The 17427-nt window shown below is 38.1% G+C and carries 15 protein-coding genes; 14 read left to right on the top strand and 1 reads right to left on the bottom strand.

What is annotated here, in order from left to right; translation table 11 throughout:
- Positions 1-89 precede the first annotated feature (89 nt).
- The 14 genes from I6E69_RS16415 (at position 90) to mdoH (ending at position 16592) form a co-directional block, all read left to right on the top strand.
- On the top strand, positions 90-1076 hold the full coding sequence (locus tag I6E69_RS16415) for a GGDEF domain-containing protein (protein ID WP_004334947.1): 987 nt from the start codon (positions 90-92) through the stop codon (positions 1074-1076).
- A gap of 83 nt (positions 1077-1159) precedes the next feature.
- Complete coding sequence (ubiE, locus tag I6E69_RS16410; RefSeq protein WP_024597074.1) at positions 1160-1915, top strand: bifunctional demethylmenaquinone methyltransferase/2-methoxy-6-polyprenyl-1,4-benzoquinol methylase UbiE; 756 nt, start codon at positions 1160-1162, stop codon at positions 1913-1915.
- 11 nt (positions 1916-1926) lie between these two features.
- Positions 1927-2610: an SCP2 domain-containing protein gene (locus tag I6E69_RS16405; protein ID WP_004334950.1), complete on the top strand. Its 684-nt coding sequence runs from the start codon at positions 1927-1929 to the stop codon at positions 2608-2610.
- A gap of 9 nt (positions 2611-2619) precedes the next feature.
- Entirely contained in the window at positions 2620-4221 is a 1602-nt protein-coding gene (gene ubiB / locus I6E69_RS16400) for a ubiquinone biosynthesis regulatory protein kinase UbiB (RefSeq protein ID WP_197121672.1), read from the top strand.
- 80 nt (positions 4222-4301) lie between these two features.
- A complete protein-coding gene (tatA, locus tag I6E69_RS16395; RefSeq protein ID WP_004334954.1) occupies positions 4302-4550 on the top strand; it encodes a Sec-independent protein translocase subunit TatA in 249 nt (82 codons plus the stop codon).
- 5 nt (positions 4551-4555) lie between these two features.
- The gene (gene tatB, locus I6E69_RS16390; RefSeq protein WP_024597077.1) at positions 4556-4888 is read left to right on the top strand and encodes a Sec-independent protein translocase protein TatB; all 333 of its coding nucleotides are present in this window, start codon (positions 4556-4558) and stop codon (positions 4886-4888) included.
- A gap of 48 nt (positions 4889-4936) precedes the next feature.
- Entirely contained in the window at positions 4937-5677 is a 741-nt protein-coding gene (gene tatC / locus I6E69_RS16385; protein WP_004334958.1) for a twin-arginine translocase subunit TatC, read from the top strand.
- Position 5678: 1 nt separating this feature from the next.
- Positions 5679-6194: a hypothetical protein gene (locus I6E69_RS16380; RefSeq protein ID WP_004334960.1), complete on the top strand. Its 516-nt coding sequence runs from the start codon at positions 5679-5681 to the stop codon at positions 6192-6194.
- The gene (locus I6E69_RS16375) at positions 6194-6979 is read left to right on the top strand and encodes a TatD family hydrolase (RefSeq protein WP_197121671.1); all 786 of its coding nucleotides are present in this window, start codon (positions 6194-6196) and stop codon (positions 6977-6979) included. Before I6E69_RS16380 ends, I6E69_RS16375 begins: the two co-directional genes overlap by 1 nt.
- Positions 6979-8832: a diguanylate cyclase gene (locus I6E69_RS16370; RefSeq protein ID WP_197121670.1), complete on the top strand. Its 1854-nt coding sequence runs from the start codon at positions 6979-6981 to the stop codon at positions 8830-8832. The genes I6E69_RS16375 and I6E69_RS16370 overlap by 1 nt, the downstream gene beginning before the upstream one ends.
- Positions 8833-8844: 12 nt before the next feature.
- Positions 8845-9855, top strand: a complete 1011-nt coding sequence (gene hemB, locus I6E69_RS16365; RefSeq protein ID WP_024597079.1) for a porphobilinogen synthase — start codon at positions 8845-8847, stop codon at positions 9853-9855.
- A gap of 127 nt (positions 9856-9982) precedes the next feature.
- Positions 9983-12709: an ExeM/NucH family extracellular endonuclease gene (locus tag I6E69_RS16360; protein ID WP_197121669.1), complete on the top strand. Its 2727-nt coding sequence runs from the start codon at positions 9983-9985 to the stop codon at positions 12707-12709.
- Between the two features lie 330 nt (positions 12710-13039).
- Positions 13040-14659: a glucan biosynthesis protein gene (locus I6E69_RS16355; protein ID WP_193225464.1), complete on the top strand. Its 1620-nt coding sequence runs from the start codon at positions 13040-13042 to the stop codon at positions 14657-14659.
- Positions 14631-16592 carry a glucans biosynthesis glucosyltransferase MdoH gene (gene mdoH / locus I6E69_RS16350; protein WP_197121668.1) on the top strand — a complete coding sequence of 654 codons (1962 nt, stop codon included), beginning with the start codon at positions 14631-14633 and terminating at the stop codon, positions 16590-16592. Before I6E69_RS16355 ends, mdoH begins: the two co-directional genes overlap by 29 nt.
- Before the next feature lie 65 nt (positions 16593-16657).
- Here the strand turns inward: mdoH and I6E69_RS16345 are convergent, their stop codons facing one another.
- Positions 16658-17089 (bottom strand): hypothetical protein, encoded by a 432-nt coding sequence (locus I6E69_RS16345; RefSeq protein WP_138489902.1) that lies wholly within the window; start codon positions 17087-17089, stop codon positions 16658-16660.
- Positions 17090-17427 lie beyond the last annotated feature (338 nt).

Below are 17427 nucleotides of genomic sequence, written 5' to 3'. Positions count from 1 at the left end.
GGACGCATAACCGCCTCATGGAATGAGATATTTTAAAATTTGCACTTATGCGTACTTAGTTGGTATTTAAAATGATGTTCCATGATTCCATGGCTATTGCACAAGAGAAGATGACTAAAGTGTGTGTGTTTTTAGAGCGCTATGCACTTTCTCCTACGCCGCTCAATTATCAAGTTGTTTATACCTATACTAGCCAAACTAACCTTGAGCTGAACAAAGCCCTAGACCGCGCTATTGCGGTTGAAGACAATATAGACAGCGTTTTAATTGAACAGCTCCATGCTGAATTTTTAAATACCGGTCACACAGAGCAAGTCAACATGATTCAAAATGTTGATGGTGTTATAAGTTCACTTTCTCAAAACTCTCAAGCTACTGAAAAACAGATAATTCGCTTTGCGGGTCAGGTGAGCGAATGCGTACATTCACTAGATGAGAACAACATAGAACAAAGCCGTCAAGCGCTTGAAGTACTTCATAATCAAACCGCCGAATTACTAAATCAACACAAGCAATTTAAGCAAGAACTAAGTAAAGCCAAACAGCTACACGAAAAAACAAAAAAGCAGCTAAATCAACTTCGTAAACAACATATTATTGATAGCCAAACAGGGCTTTATAAACGCCATTATTTAACGCAACAAACTCAAGTATGGACTAATCAAAAAAAGTCTATTTGCGCCATTGCGATTCAAATAGATAACCTTGATCACTTTACTGAAAATTACGGTGATATAATTGGTGAAGTTATTTTGAATAAAGTAGCTAAACAAGTGCAAAAATATGTTTTTCAAAGTGGCTTGCCTGGCCGCACAGCTAAAGATCAATTTACTGTTTTACTCGCCGATATAGACCCAGAAACAGCCAATGTTATTGCTGAAAAAGTCCGAAATGGAGTCGAAAAGCTTCGCTTTGTTAGTTCAAAAACAGGGATTAAGTTACCTAGTATTGGCTTATCTCTAGGAATTGCTCAACATCTACAAGAAGATGATTTTAACCAGTTAGCTAAAAAAGCGTCTCATGCGGCTTTTAAAGCGCGGTCATTAGGGCAAAGTAGCTACACTGCAGGGCAATAAATTACCTGATAAATCATATTCAAATTGCACCTACTGCGTACAATAAAGTACACTAACCTCTATTGTCACGATAGAGATTAGTCATGAACGAAACCGAACAAAAGACCACGCATTTTGGTTATAAAACAGTAGCCGAGGGCGACAAAGCTTCTATGGTTGCTGATGTATTTCACTCAGTAGCTGCAAAATACGATGTAATGAATGATTTAATGTCTTTTGGTGTGCATCGTTTATGGAAACGTCAAACTATTGCAAGCTCAGGTGTTCGTAAAGGCCATCATGTACTCGATTTAGCCGGCGGCACTGGCGACTTAACGGCAAAATTTAGCCAACTAGTTGGCGAAACCGGCCAAGTTGTTTTGGGCGATATAAATTCATCTATGCTTAAGGTTGGTCGTGAAAAACTACACAATCTTGGCTTAGTAGGCAATATTGACTACGTACAAATGAATGCAGAAATGCTGCCATTTCCAGATAATAGCTTTGATGTGATCACTATTGCCTTTGGTTTACGTAACGTTACCGATAAAGACAAAGCATTACGCTCTATGTACCGTATTTTAAAGCCCGGTGGCAGATTACTTGTTTTAGAGTTTTCAAAACCAGAGCATGACGTACTTAGTAAAGCTTATGATTTTTACTCATTTAATTTATTGCCAACAATGGGTAAGCTAGTTGCTAACGACAGTGAATCGTACAAGTATTTAGCTGAGTCTATTCGTATGCATCCAGATCAAGACACATTAAAAGCGATGATGGAAGATGCGGGCTTTGAACAAACAACATACCAAAACCTCACAGGCGGAATTGTTGCACTGCATCGTGGTTTTAAATATTAAGGCTAGCAGTTATGGCGCTTGAAAAAATAACAAAAAGCAATAATGGTGCAATGTCATCTGAGTTTTTTATGTTACCCAATTTTGTACTTTCGCTTATTGAGCGTGTACTAAATCAAGCGCTTAGCCTTGACCCACAATTATCTCAAAAGCTAAACGCAGTTAAACATAAGCGCTTAGTGGTTGAAATAAGAGATTGGCAACAAAGCATCCAACTCGTTTATAGTGCTGATCAATTACACTTATACAGCGCTCAAAGCAATGAAAATGCAGATTGTATGATCAGCGCAGATATAGAAACACTTTTAGCGCTCAAAAACCCTGCAATGCTTACCCAATTAATTCGCCAAGATAAGCTCGACTTACAAGGCGATTTAAATATTGCGCAAACTTATAGCAATGCATTTTCAGGTATTGATATTGATTGGCCTGAACAACTTTCTAAATACATTGGCGATGCCCCCGCTCAGCAGTTATACCTGCACTTAAAAGAACTAAAACAAAAGAGCAGCAAAACCAATACTAAAATAAGTACCATGCTTACAAGTTTATGCCAAGATGAGCTCGCAATTACTATTCATCCATTAGAACTTGAGCAATTTAAACAAAAAAATAGAGAACTCAAAGGCCAAGTCGCTGCTGTTGAGCAGCGTATTAACGCCCTCTTAAATTCTTTTTTACCTTCAAACACCCGCTAAGGATTTTTTGTGTCGACTGCACGTTTATATAACATCACCAAAACGTTACTTAGCTATGGACTAGACGAGCTAATTCCAAAGCATAAAGTACCTTGGTTTGGTAAAGTAGCCCGTGGCAGTTTATTTTGGCTGCGTAATCAGCACAAAGAAAAACCGGCAGGGCTACGTTTACGTTTAGCATTGCAAGAGCTTGGTCCTGTTTGGATCAAATTTGGTCAAATGCTCTCTACTCGTCGTGATTTACTCCCTCATGATATCGCTTTAGAGCTTGCGTTTTTACAAGATCAAGTTCAACCATTTGAAGGCGAGCTTGCACAAAAAATAATAGAAAAAGCACTCGAAATTAACGATATAAGTGAATTATTTAGTGAGTTTTCACAAACTCCACTGGCCTCTGCGTCTATAGCGCAAGTACATACAGCAAAACTTATTGATGAGCACAGTATTGAGCAAGATGTCGTAATTAAGGTTATTAGACCCAATATTTATGAGCAAATTAATGCCGATTTAGCGTTAATGGAAAAGCTCGCAAAGGTACTTGCAAAAGTACATAACGAATCAAAACGCCTGCGCCCGGTTGAAGTAGTTAAAGAATATAAAAAAACACTCCTAGACGAGCTCGACTTAATGCGAGAAGGTGCCAACGGCATTCAACTAAAACGCAATTTTGAAGGCTCTGATTCATTATACATCCCTGCAGTTTACAGTGATTACAGCCGTAGCAATGTGCTGGTGATGGAGCGTATTTACGGCATACCCGTCTCTGATACCGATGCACTTATGGCGCAAAACACTAATATGAAATTACTTGCTGAGCGTGGCGTAGAAGTATTTTTTACGCAGGTGTTTAGAGACAGTTTTTTTCATGCCGACATGCATCCGGGTAATATTTTCGTCTCTCGAGAGCACCCTGAAAACCCAATGTATATTGGTATTGATTGCGGTATTGTTGGTACGTTAAGCAAAGAAGATAAACGCTATTTAGCTGAAAACTTTATCGCCTTTTTTAATCGTGATTATCGCCAAGTTGCACAGCTACACGTTGATTCTGGTTGGGTACCACCAGATACTAGCATTGAAGAATTTGAATTTGCGATTCGCACAGTTTGCGAGCCTATATTTAATAAACCTTTGGCCGAAATTTCATTTGGACACGTACTCGTAAATCTATTTAATACTGCACGTCGTTTTAACATGCAGGTACAGCCGCAATTAGTACTACTACAAAAAACTTTATTATACGTTGAAGGATTAGGGCGTCAGCTTTACCCGCAACTCGACTTATGGAAAACAGCTAAGCCCTTTTTAGAAGACTGGGTAAAGCAACAAGTTGGACCGCTATCAGTACTGAAGCAAATGTATGCTAACTTGCCATTTTGGGCTGAAAAAATGCCTGAGTTACCGGATCTAATTTATCAAAATTTAAAGCGTGTACCACACATTCAACCTCAAGAACAAAAGGTCTCTCACAAACCTTTAATATTGAGTTTATTTGGTAGTGCTACAATGATTATGGCAACACTTTGTTATTTACAGCACGATTTAATAGCTGCAAGTCTTGCAATAAGCTTATCGGCTATTAGCTTTATAGCGGCATGGCGCAGCGCATAAACTGGGTGCTATTTGCGCTAGTGAGCGTATAATTAGTATTTAAAATAAACATTTAACCGTTTTATATATTGGAGAAAACCATGGGTTTTGGTGGTATTAGTATTTGGCAATTATTAATTGTTTTAGCGATCATAGTTTTACTTTTTGGCACAAAAAAACTACGCGGTATGGGTGGCGATATTGGGGGCGCTGTAAAGGGCTTCAAAAAAGCAATGTCGGATGATCAAATGAGCGAGAAAGAGAAATCCGAGCAAATTCAACAATCAGAAAAAAACACTGCTGACAACTCAACCGATACTGAAAAAAACAAAGATAACAATAAGGTTTAATTAGTATGGGCATGTGGGAACTTGTTGTTATTTTTATTGTTGGTTTAGTGGTGCTCGGCCCTGAGCGCTTACCTGTTGCGATTAGAACAGTGAGTAAATGGGTTAAAACCGCTAAATCACTTGCCAACTCAGTAAAAGCCGAAGTAAGTGAAGAGCTTCGCATTCATGAGCTGCACGAAAACCTTAAAAAAGCAGAACAGCAAGAATTAAAAGATTTAAGCCCTGAGTTACAAAGCTCACTAACAGAGCTACAAAAAGCGGCTGAATCAGTTACTCACAGCTACAAGAAACAACAATCTGATACATCAAATAACCAACAACTTGATGAGAAAAAGTGAAATTTATTTCTCACTTTGTGGTCAACTTACTACATGGTATAAAAAATAATGGCTGAGGAAGTAAAATCAGGGTTTGTAGCTCATTTAATTGAGTTGCGTGATCGGCTAATAAAAGCACTACTAAGCATTTTTGTTATTTTTATTGCCATAGTATATTTTGCAAATGATATTTATGCTTTTGTTGCACAGCCGTTAGTCTCGCATTTGCCAAGTACGGCAACCATGATTGCAACCGATGTAACAGCTCCCTTTTTTGCACCTTTCAAACTTACTTTATTTGTCGCTTTATTTGCGTCGATTCCATGGATATTGCATCAAGTTTGGGGGTTTATAGCGCCTGGTTTATATCAGCACGAAAAGAAAATGCTCATGCCTATTCTCGCCTCAAGTATAATATTATTTTATGGCGGTATAGCCTTTTGTTACTTTGTAGTCCTGCCAATTATTTTAGGATTTTTTACAAGTACCGGTCCCGAAATGATGACCCTTGCACCTGACATAAGTAGTTATCTAGGATTTGTATTAAAGTTGTTTTTTGCATTTGGCGTCGCTTTCGAAATTCCAGTGGCTATTATGTTGCTATGCTGGAGTGGCGCAACAACAACAAAAAGCTTAAAAGAAAAGCGCCCTTATATCGTCGTGGGTGTTTTTGTAGTCGCGATGTTTTTAACACCGCCTGATGTATTATCACAAACATTGCTAGCATTTCCGATGCTTCTTCTGTTTGAACTAGGTCTAATTTTAGCAAAGTTTTATACCGCTAAACCACAAAAAGAATCTGAGGAATAAAATGAAAAAACAACTACTCTCACTATTGGTTTTATTAAGCGCACCAACTTTTGCTGCGCAAACAGAGTTTAATACTCAAGCGTTACAAGCATGTAGCTTTATCGAAAACGATTTTAACCGCTTACTTTGTTACGACAATACTATCGCGGGTAAGTCACTGGTTAAGCCATCAGTAACAAAAACGCTCACACCACCAACAGCTAATAATGTACCTCAGGCAGTAGCCACAACACCAACAGAAGTAAAAACAACAGCTGATGAATTTGGGTTAGAGTACAAAAAATCACAGACAGAAAAAGACGCTGAAATTAAAGCGATGGTTGCTTCAGTTGAAGAAGCTGCTTACGGCGAGTTAATTATTTCGCTAGATAACGGTCAACAATGGCGTCAAATTGGCTCTGACAGCATGCGTTTGAAAAAGAACGATACGATTGTAATTAGCCGTGGTGTTTTTAACTCATTTTTACTTAAAATTGACGGTGAAAACCGCTCTATTCGCGTTAAACGTACTAAATAATGTCATATACGTTAATTGATGCTGGAGTTAACTTAACTAATCATCAATTTGATGAGCAGCATCACGATGTAATTACCCGTGCCAATGAAGCGGGTGTTACAAATATGCTTATTATTGGTTGTGATATTGCAAGCAGTCAGCAATCACTTGAACTTGCAACAAAGCATCTTCAATATTCTACGGCGGGTATCCACCCGCATGATGCAAAATCAGCCACTAATGAACTAGAAGCACAACTAACTGTACTTGCAAATAATAAGCATGTTATCGCTATTGGTGAGTGCGGTCTTGATTATAACCGCGACTTTTCGCCTCGCGATGTACAGCGCAGTGTTTTTAGGCGCCAATTAGCACTTGCTGAAAAATTAGATTTACCTGTTTACTTGCATGAACGTGATGCAAGTGACGACATGTTAGGTATATTAAAAGAGTTTAATATTCGCGGTGTACTCCACTGCTTTACGGGTAACTCAGCAGCTCTAAAGCAATATTTAGATTTAGATCTATATATTGGTATAACGGGTTGGGTATGTGATGAAAGGCGTGGAAAAGAGTTACAACAGCTAGTGCCTAGCATTCCTCTAGATCGATTATTAATAGAAACTGATGCACCATTTTTAATTCCACGAACAGTTAAGCCAAAACCTAAATCACGTAAAAATGAACCTGCCCTGCTTCCTTATATCTGTCAAACGGTTGCACAACTTTATCAAATAGATGAAGAAGTTGTGGCCCGTAAAACTACAGAAAACTTTCACCGTGTTTTTGGTTTAGAAGATCGTTAATGGCCTATGCAAAGGCACTTTTAAGCCTATTAGTATTCCTTTGCACTTTTTGCTCTTTCGCAAACCCAGTAATAATAAAACACGATTTTAACTCTCAAAACATTAATAACCTGTATTACTCTTTTGAACCAACGTCGCTATTAAGCGCACAACAAAGTAGCCATATACAGTGGCAAAAAAACACAGGAAAACCCCTTAATTTAGGACTAGAGCAGCGTCCTGTATGGATAAAATTTAAAATAAAAAACACACTTAGTTATAATACTGAGCAAATATTGTCACTAAACAATCCTTTGCTAAACGACGTTCAAGTATATCAATTACATAACTCGCAATTACTTTCTTATACTCAAATTGGTGATGCCTACCCCTTATATAAGCGCACAATTAAAAGCGAATCTTTATTAGTTAAACTGCTCAGCCCTGCAAATAGCGAAACGCTTATTATAATGAAAGTGGCGAATAGCTCAGGCTTGCGAGTCCCTTTAACGCTGTGGCAACCAGAAGCTTATTTGGCACACAAAGGAAAACTCAATTTACTCTATGGCTTATTGATTGGTTTTATATTTTCTTTGGGTGTGAGTTGCATAGTTTTATATGGTTTTTCACGTAAAGGTTATTTTATTTATGCTGGGGTTATATCTCTCACATTAGGTAGTGTATTAGCCTACCTTTGTGGTTTTGGCTTAAGGTACGTTCATCCTAATTTGCCTGCATTACAGCAAGTTATGATCCCTATATTACTTATGCTTATCACTTTAATGTTTTTGCCTTTGCAAAAGCAAGTTTGCCATCCAAGGCCCTCACTTCTGCTAACTATTCAAAAAGTTGTAGTTAACGCTTTAGCCATTTCGTTATTATTTATTTGGCTACTTCCAAACAACATAGTTACATTACTTTGTTTAATCACTACTCCAATCGTTTTAGGCTTTTATATTGTAACTACGTTTATGTGCGTGCGTTTAACGCCTTCTAAACCAAACAAAGCACTATTACTTGTATTGGTTTTTTTCTTGGTGGTAATGCTTTATTTTACTGTTGCAGTAATGGGCCTATACGCCTTTGACAGAAGTACGCTCGCATTTGTATTTGCATGCTTTTTTGGTTGCACTTTTTGCTTATGCTACAGCGTAATGAAGTTATTTATTTTACAACGCGATGAAGAAGTGATTGCCCAACAAACCTTGATTGCTGAAAACACAGCACAAGATACACTACTTAAAGAGCGCTTAAAATTACAAGAAAAAACTCGCCAAGAACTTGAATCTCAGGTGGACGAGCGCACCTTTGAATTACAAGTGACGCTTAGAGAGCTTGAAGAAAAAAACCGCTCACTTGAGTTACTAAATACTGAAGACGCATTGACTGGAATAAAAAACAGACGCTTTTTTGATAAAAAACTGGTAATGGAGCTTCGTCGCTCTCGTCGAGAACAAACTCCTCTTAGCATTGTTATGCTTGATATAGATCGATTTAAAAATATCAACGACACGTACGGCCATATCATTGGCGATCAAGTTATTAAAGCAGTGTCTGACCTTATAAAGGACCATTTAAAACGCCCACTCGATGAAGTTGCCCGTTATGGCGGTGAAGAATTTGTTGTGCTATTACCTAATACCCCTAGTGAAGGCGCACAAGACATAGCTGAAAAAATACGAGCTGATATCTCAGTAAGTACAGTAACGGTTGCCAATAATGATATTCAATTTACTATTAGCGCTGGTGTATACACCAGCATTGCTGATGATGTTAGCAACCCTCAAATTTTTACTGAGTGCGCCGACAAAGCACTTTATTACGCAAAGCAGCATGGCCGTAATCAAGTAATCACTTTTCCATTACCACAGTAGGAGCATATTAATATGGCCCAATCAGGATTAGACCTTTTCCCATATACTCGCATGCGCAGAATGCGCCGCAGCGACTTTTCTCGCCGCTTAATGGCTGAAAACCAGCTTAGCGTAAATGATTTAATTTACCCTGTATTTGTACTTGATGGTAAAAATCGCCGCGAGGTAATTGAATCAATGCCTGGTATTGAGCGCCTATCAATTGATTTACTGCTTGTTGAAGCAAAAGAACTCGTTGAACTTGGCGTACCTGCCGTTGCTATTTTTCCGGTAACGCCTGCGGATAAAAAATCATTATTTGCCGAAGAAGCATATAACGATGATGGCTTAGCGCAACGTACCGTAAGAGCGTTAAAAGAAGCTTTTCCTGAGTTGGGTGTGATTACTGATGTAGCACTTGACCCTTTCACTACGCATGGCCAAGACGGTATTATTGATGATTCAGGTTATGTTATTAATGATGTCACTACTGAAATTTTAGTTAAACAAGCACTTTCCCATGCAGAAGCTGGTGCTGATGTTGTTGCCCCTTCTGATATGATGGATGGTCGTATTGGTGCTATTCGCGAAGCACTTGAAGCTGATGGGTTTATTCATACTCGAATTATGGCCTACTCTGCTAAATACGCATCTAGCTACTATGGCCCATTTAGAGATGCTGTAGGCTCTGCTGGTAACTTAAAAGGTGCTGATAAAAAAACTTACCAAATGGATCCAGCAAACTCTGATGAAGCAATACGTGAAGTCGCATTAGACTTACAAGAAGGCGCTGATATGGTTATGGTAAAGCCCGGTATGCCTTATTTAGATATTGTACGGCGTGTTAAAGACGAATTTGGTGTACCTACTTTCGCATATCAGGTAAGTGGCGAGTATGCAATGCACAAAGCAGCAATTGATAACGGTTGGTTAAGTGAAGAGGCAACAATAATGGAATCTTTACTTGCATTTAAGCGTGCAGGAGCCGATGGAATATTAACCTACTTTGCTAAGCAAGCCGCAAAATATCTAGCTAAAAAGTAATTTTCTATTAAAAGGCGGTCAAACCGCCTTTTATTTACATTCGTTTACATTTTTGTATTATTTCCGTCATATTTATTCTCTAAACTGGTGTCCCATTTTGGGATTAATACACGGGAATAATAAAAAAATGTTTAAAACAAAAATAACACCACTCGCACTTGTTATAGCAAGTCTCAGTGCACCAGCATCCGCTGATCTAATCATTTCAGAATATATAGAGGGAAGCAGTAATAATAAAGCAATTGAGCTTTATAATAATGCTGATACGGAGCTTTCTCTTGAAGGGTATACACTTAGCTTGTATTCAAATGGTAAAAGTGAAGTAGGTAATTCTGTAGACCTTACAGGAACACTTGCTGCTAATTCTACTATTGTAATTGTCAATCCGAGCTCATCTGATGATTTAAAAGCCAAAGCCGATTTGGAAAACAGCGTTACTGGGTTTAATGGTGACGATACTCTAATACTAACTAAAAACGGTAATATCGTAGATAGCTTTGGTCAATACGAAGTACAAGCAACATGGGAAGGAAACGGTGTTTCCGCAAAAAACCAAACTCTTCGCCGTAAAGATGCTATTACCAGTGGTCGTACAGATGCAACCACAACTTTTGATCCAAGTGTAGAGTGGGATAGCTTTGAAATTGATGCATTCGATGGATTAGGTTCACATGCAGGTAATGGTGGAACAACACCTGAACCAATTCCAGAACCAGAGCCACTTGAACCACTTGTTTGTGGTGCAGAAAAAACACTAATAAATGCTATTCAAGGTGATGGCTCTGCTAGCCCACTTGTAGGTACATTAGTAGAACTTGAAGGTGTTGTAAGCGCCGATTTTCAAGGTGATGAACAATTAAAAGGCTTTTTTGTTAACTCACTGGCTGCTGATATAGATGCAGACCCACTTACCTCTGAAGGTGTATTTGTATATTTTGCAGATACTGACGTGAATGTAGGCGACCATGTACGTGTACAAGGTACTGTTGAAGAATATTTTGATGCAACACAAATTGGCAGTGTTAGCCAAGTTGCGGTGTGTGGCACTGGTTTAGCTGCAGCAGCTACAAAAATCACTTTACCTTTAGCTAATACAACTGATTTAGAAGCTTTTGAAGGTATGTTAGTCACATTAGAGCAACCATTAGTAGTGACTAATAACTTTGGTCTTGGTCGATATGGTGAAGTTGAATTAGCAACAGAGCGCTTGTACCAAGGTACCCAGGTTGCGTTACCTGGCGATGCTGCTAATGCAGTTGAAACTGAAAATCTACTTAAAAAGATTTTAATAGATGATGGCTCTACAGTACAAAACTTAGACCCTACAGCTTATCCAACTCCAGGCTTATCGGCAGAAAATACTTTACGAACTGGCGATACTGTTAATACTGTGACAGGGGCACTTGCTTATAGCTTCGGTCTTTACCGAATTCACCCAACTTTAGCGCCTTCGTTTATTGCAACAAATGCACGTGAAGATGCGCCTGAACTTAATGCTGAAGCAGATTTACGTGTAGCTAGCTTTAACGTACTTAATTACTTCAATGGTGATGGCCAAGGCGGAGGGTTCCCTACATCTCGAGGTGCAGATACTGAAGCTGAATTTATTCGTCAAGAAGCTAAAATTGTAAGTGCCATTAGCGCTATTGAAGCCGATGTTGTTGGTTTAATGGAAATTGAGAATGATGGCTTTGGCGAATTTAGTGCAATTGCTAGCTTAGTAGATGCATTAAATGATGCAGATAGTGCTAACAACTATGCATTTGTTGATTTTAACGTAGATCAAATTGGTACCGATGCAATTACTACCGCACTTATCTATCGTGCTAACAAAGTAGAAGAAGTAGGCACTGCTGCCATTACAACTGAGGCTCCATTTGATTTTAGTAACCGTGCTCCAATTGCACAAAGCTTTAAATCAATAGAAACTGATGAAGTATTTACTGTTGCTGTGTCACATCTTAAATCTAAAAGTTGTGGTAGTGCTTCTGGAAATAATGCAGATTTAGGTGATGGCCAAGGCTGTTGGAATGAAATACGCACGCAAGGTGCTAATGCATTCGCAGATTGGCTTGATAGCAAACCAACCGGTGTTGATGACGAAGATACTATTTTAGTCGGCGATATGAATGCTTACGCAATGGAAGATCCAATACGTGCATTTGCTGATAAAGGCTACAAAAATGTAGTTGCTGAAATTGATGGTGATACACTTGGTTATTCTTATAGCTTTTCTGGTCGTGCAGGAAGTTTAGACCATGCAGTAGCTACACAATCATTACTTAGCAAAGTTGTCGCTGCAACAGATTGGCATATCAACGCAGATGAACCTATTTCACTTGATTACAATGTAGAGTTTAAAAGCGAAGGTCAACAATCTAGCTTGTACTCTGAAAGTGCATACCGCGCATCAGACCATGACCCTGTGATCATTGATATTAAATCTGAAATTACTTTAACCTCTGAAGAGCAAACACCTGTAATTGCAGCCGATCAAGTTTTTGCAATCGATGAAAACAGCGCAATTGGCACAATTATCGGCACGCTCGATTTTAGTGATCCAAATGCCGATGAATCACCTGTTGTTAAATTTATTACATCTGATAATGACAGCGTTTCTATTAACAATGAGGGGCAGTTAATTGTTGCTGGAGAGATTGATTACGAATTCGAAAATCGTATTACTTTAACAGTACAAGCTCAAGATAGTGCTGGTAACTTATCAAACATTGAAAAAGTAGCCGTTAAGGTAAATAACTTACGCTCAGATGATGACAATGATGCAGGTTCATTACTATGGTTATCACTTCTTTTAGCACCACTATCAATAGTGCGTCGATTCAAAAAGAAATAATTAAGTAAAATCTAAACATATAAAAAGCCGCTTTTGCGGCTTTTTTTATTTTATACAAATGTAATTCAGACAAGCTTCATTAAACTCCCCGTAATATGTTCATACGATTAGTGAGTCTTCTAGTAATTAATCAGTAACAACTACATAAGATTGAGTGAATTTTACACAACAAAAACCTCAGTGAGTTACGAATATTGGTTTTCCTATTGAAAAATATGAACTTTTATAAAGGTTCACATTTTGCTTTAAGTAAATTAGAAGATACTTACAAAACAAATCAATATTTACCCTAAACGTAAAAATAAGTCGTGTTTTTATAAAGGAATGAGAATGAAACAACTAACCCAAAACTTGCCTAGATGGCAAAAAAAGTCAGCACCACTACTGGGTCTACTTATTATTTTTTCGACTTGGGGCAATAGCAACCAAGCGATTGCTGCAACTGTTGATGTAGCAATTCCACAAAGTAGCTTATTTGATGTAATTAGCGCTCGCGCTAAAAAGTTAGCAAGCGAAGAATATGTTGCACCTAAAAACATAGAGCTTGAAGCGCTAAATAATATTGATTATCAAGACTACCGTTCAATTCGATTTAAAAAAGACAAAGCGGTGTGGAAAGATGAAGGCCTGTACGAGCTGCAATTATTCCACCCTGGTTTTTTATATAAAACACCTGTAACAATAAATACTGTTGATAGCGACTCTAAACGTAGCCGCTTACCTTTCAGCACCGACTTTTACCAATACGATGGCACGGCTGCACCACTACAAGAAGAAATAGCTAAAAGTGTTGCAGGCACTCAACTAGGCCATGCTGGATTTCGCTTACATTACCCAATAAATACTAACGAGTATAAAGACGAAGTAATGGTATTTCAGGGAGCATCGTATTTTAGAGTCGTTGGCCCTCAACAAGTTTATGGCTTATCAGCAAGAGGCCTTGCCATTGATACTGCTGAGAATTCGGGTGAAGAATTTCCAATGTTCAAAGAGTTTTGGTTAGTTAAACCAAAGCCAGAGCAAACACAAATCACCATTTTTGCATTGTTGGATAGTCCATCTATTTCTGGTGCGTACAAATTTAGCGTCGACCCTACAACTAATATGCTAGTTGATGTTGATATGCAGATTTTTGCGCGTAAAGATATTAAAAAACTAGGTGTAGCACCATTAACGAGTATGTTTTATCACGGCGAAAACAGCACCAAATTTTTTGATGACTATCGCCCTGAAGTTCATGACTCGGACGGCCTATTAACTCAATCTGCTGATGACAAGTGGGTATGGCGTCCTCTTAACAACCCATCACAACTCAGCGTTACTTCATTTTCGTACAATAACCCAAAAGGTTTTGGGTTAGCTCAACGAGACCGAGACTTTAATAACTATCTAGACACAGAAGCACATTACCACGACCGCCCTAGCCTATGGATTGAACCACAAGGTGAGTGGGGAAATGGTCGTGTAGAGCTTGTAGAAATACCGACTGATACAGAAACTAACGACAATATCGTAAGTTACTGGGTACCAGAAAAACCAATGAAGGCCGGAGATTCATTAAAATTAAGCTACAAAATGACGACCTTTAATTCAGTTTTAACTCAGCACGAGAAAGCACGTGTACTACGTACAAGAATTGGTAGCGCCGCTTTACCTGGTGAGGACAACCCACCACCAAAAAGCCACCGCCAATTTACTGTTGATTTTACTGGATCAGAAATAAATCAACTGTCTAAACAGTTAAAACTAGATGCCGACATTCAACTTACAACAGGCGAAGTAACCGACGTGAATGTACAAAAACTTCCGGATTCACGTGGATGGCGTGTAGCCTTTAAAATTGCACCACAGGACGATCAACCCGTTGATATGCGTTTATCGTTAAAACTACGTGACAAAGAAATTAGCGAGGTATGGAGCTATGTTTGGTACCCAAATGACATCAAGTAATAAAGGTAGGGGCACTCCAATGCCATTCAAAACACTAAGAGTATGGCTATTTGCCATTGCGGCACTTGGCACATCTGGCTACGGCATATCTATTATGTTTGAGATTTTAAGCTCAAACGGTATGACATTACTTGAGTATGCCCTTTTAGTATTATTCTCAATCACATTTGCTTGGATTGTAACGGCTTTTTGTAGTGGCACAATCGGCTTTGTACTACAGTTGTTTCGAATTGACCCGCTTACGTTAAAACGTATTAAACCAATTAAGTTCAATAACGAGGCAATTAACGCTCAGAAAACCGCCGTTGTAATGCCTATTTATAACGAAGATACCCACCGTGTTATCGCGGGCTTTGAAGTAAGTCTACAATCGTTAAAAGAAACTGGTCAGCTTGATAATTTTGATTTTTATTTATTAAGCGATACACAAGACCCTCAAATAGTTAAAAACGAGCTAAGTGCATGGCATGCATTGTGCGAACGTTTAGGGGATACAGCAAAGCATGTTTTTTATCGTCGTCGCGAAGATAACAAACACCGCAAAGTAGGTAACCTAACCGACTTTTGTGAGCGCTGGGGAAGTAATTACGACCATATGATTGTGCTTGATGCAGATAGCGTAATGACCGGTAAATGTATGTTAGAACTTACTACAAGCATGCTAAACAACCCACAAGCAGGCCTGATCCAAACGATTCCAATACCTGTTCGTCAAGATACCTTTTTTGGTCGTTTTTTACAGTTTGCGTCAGTGCTATATAGCCCAATGCTCGCTACTGGCTCAGCATTTTGGCAAACAGATAAAGCCAATTACTGGGGTCATAATGCAATCATTAGAGTTGAAGCATTTATAACGTGCTGTGGCTTGCCAACACTCAAAGGTAACGCACCCTTTGGCGGTGAGATTTTAAGTCATGACTTTGTAGAAGCATCACTACTTCATAGTGCAGGTTGGGATGTACTATTACTATCAGATATTGAAGGCAGCTACGAAGAAGTACCAAGCAATATCCTAGATTATGCTGTACGCGATAGACGCTGGGTACAGGGTAATATTCAGCACTTAGGCTTACTATCGTCATCTAAATTAAAATTAATGAGTAAGCTGCACTTTCTATTAGGTGCAACAGCCTATATTTCATCACTAATTTGGCTCTCAATGCTAGCGCTAAGTACTATTGATGCAGTAACGCGCGCATTAAATAGTGATGTGTACTTTAATCGTGTTTATCAATTATTTCCTACATGGCAAATAGCTAAAACCGATCTTATTGATTCACTCTTGTATTTAACTATTGTTATTTTATTAATGCCTAAATTAATGGGCGTAATAGTCACCCTAATACATAGAAACAAACGCTTTGGTGGTTCAATTAAGCTCATACTAGGTTCAATCATTGAAACCGTATTTGCTATTATTGTTGCGCCATTAATGATGGTATTTCATGCTTACTTTGTACTTTGCGTATTTTTAGGTAAAAAAGTGAAGTGGGATGCACAACCGCGCGAAGGTCGTATGGTCCCGTGGAAAGAAGCGTTTGGTTATACGTTATTCTCTACTATTGTGGCTATAGCATGGGGCAGCACAGCCTACTACTTCACACCTGTATTCTTTTGGTGGCTATCACCTATATTATTAGGCTTAGTATTAGGTGCTCCAATTATCCGTTATACCAGTAGTATCAAACTCGGCGTACAGCTAAGAAAGTTAGGTATATTTATTTGCCCTAGTGAAGTTGATAACGACTCAACTCTAGAGGCGCTTAAAGTACATCTAAAAGAGATTTCCGTGCCAGAGGAAGGAACTTACCCACAAATAATTCCGGCACTGCCACAAGAGCATATGGTATCAATGCCTATACAATCTTTTAAAAAGCCACGCAGGCTAAAGATGAAAGCGCTAAAAGCTAAGGCTATAAAAAAGTTTAATTAGCGCGTTATAAAATAAAAACAAAAAAGGAGCAATTAATTGCTCCTTTTTTCTACCTAAATTAAAAATCACGCGCTGCATTTGCCGCTAATATTTTCAATTTTTCTAGCTAACTTATTACAGTACATTTTAGAAATAGCTGATTGCGTTTCATCATCTAGTTGCCAGTTATAAAAATGAAAAGTTTTACCATTCTCCAGCTCTACTTTAAAAATGGTGAAAAGAAAAAACGAGCTAAATGATACAAAAGTAATTTCTTCACTATTGATATAACGCTCTGTGCATAGACGTGTATAACAAATTCCTGCTCTGTAACAATGTAAAAAACGAAGATGGAGAATATTGAAAGCAATAATAATCAATAGAACTGGTGATGCAGTGAAAAAAACAACTTCTAGGTTCTCAGAAAATATAATATGAATTAAAAATATTAGGCTGAATGCGAAAACGCATTTTGTAAATTGTAGCCACCAGTTTGGTGCCAATTTAATAGATTTCATTATAGTTACGTCTTATATAAAATTACTATGTAAACGTCTCTGCTTCGGAGACTTCCTTATCTGACTTTAGAGCTCTAGTCTAAAAGTGCTGATATTCTACATTACGTATCGTAAAGCATCAATATAAGCTACCAAAATTCAACAAGTTACACTCTATTCATAATAAACCTTATATAAAGCAATCGATTAAATAATTAATGTAAATAAATTGCTCTCTAGTACCTTTTTATTAATTAGTTATATAGGATTAATTAATAATAAAAAGTAGTTATAAATAACTAAAAAAATAAAACCAAATTATAGGCAATAAAAAACCCGCAACATATGCGGGTTTTTTT

The organism is Pseudoalteromonas sp. NZS100, from assembly GCF_015864815.1.
GTDB lineage: Bacteria > Pseudomonadota > Gammaproteobacteria > Enterobacterales > Alteromonadaceae > Pseudoalteromonas > Pseudoalteromonas distincta.
Note: the sequence above shows the minus strand (reverse complement) of the source record. Positions and strands in the feature narration are given on the sequence as shown.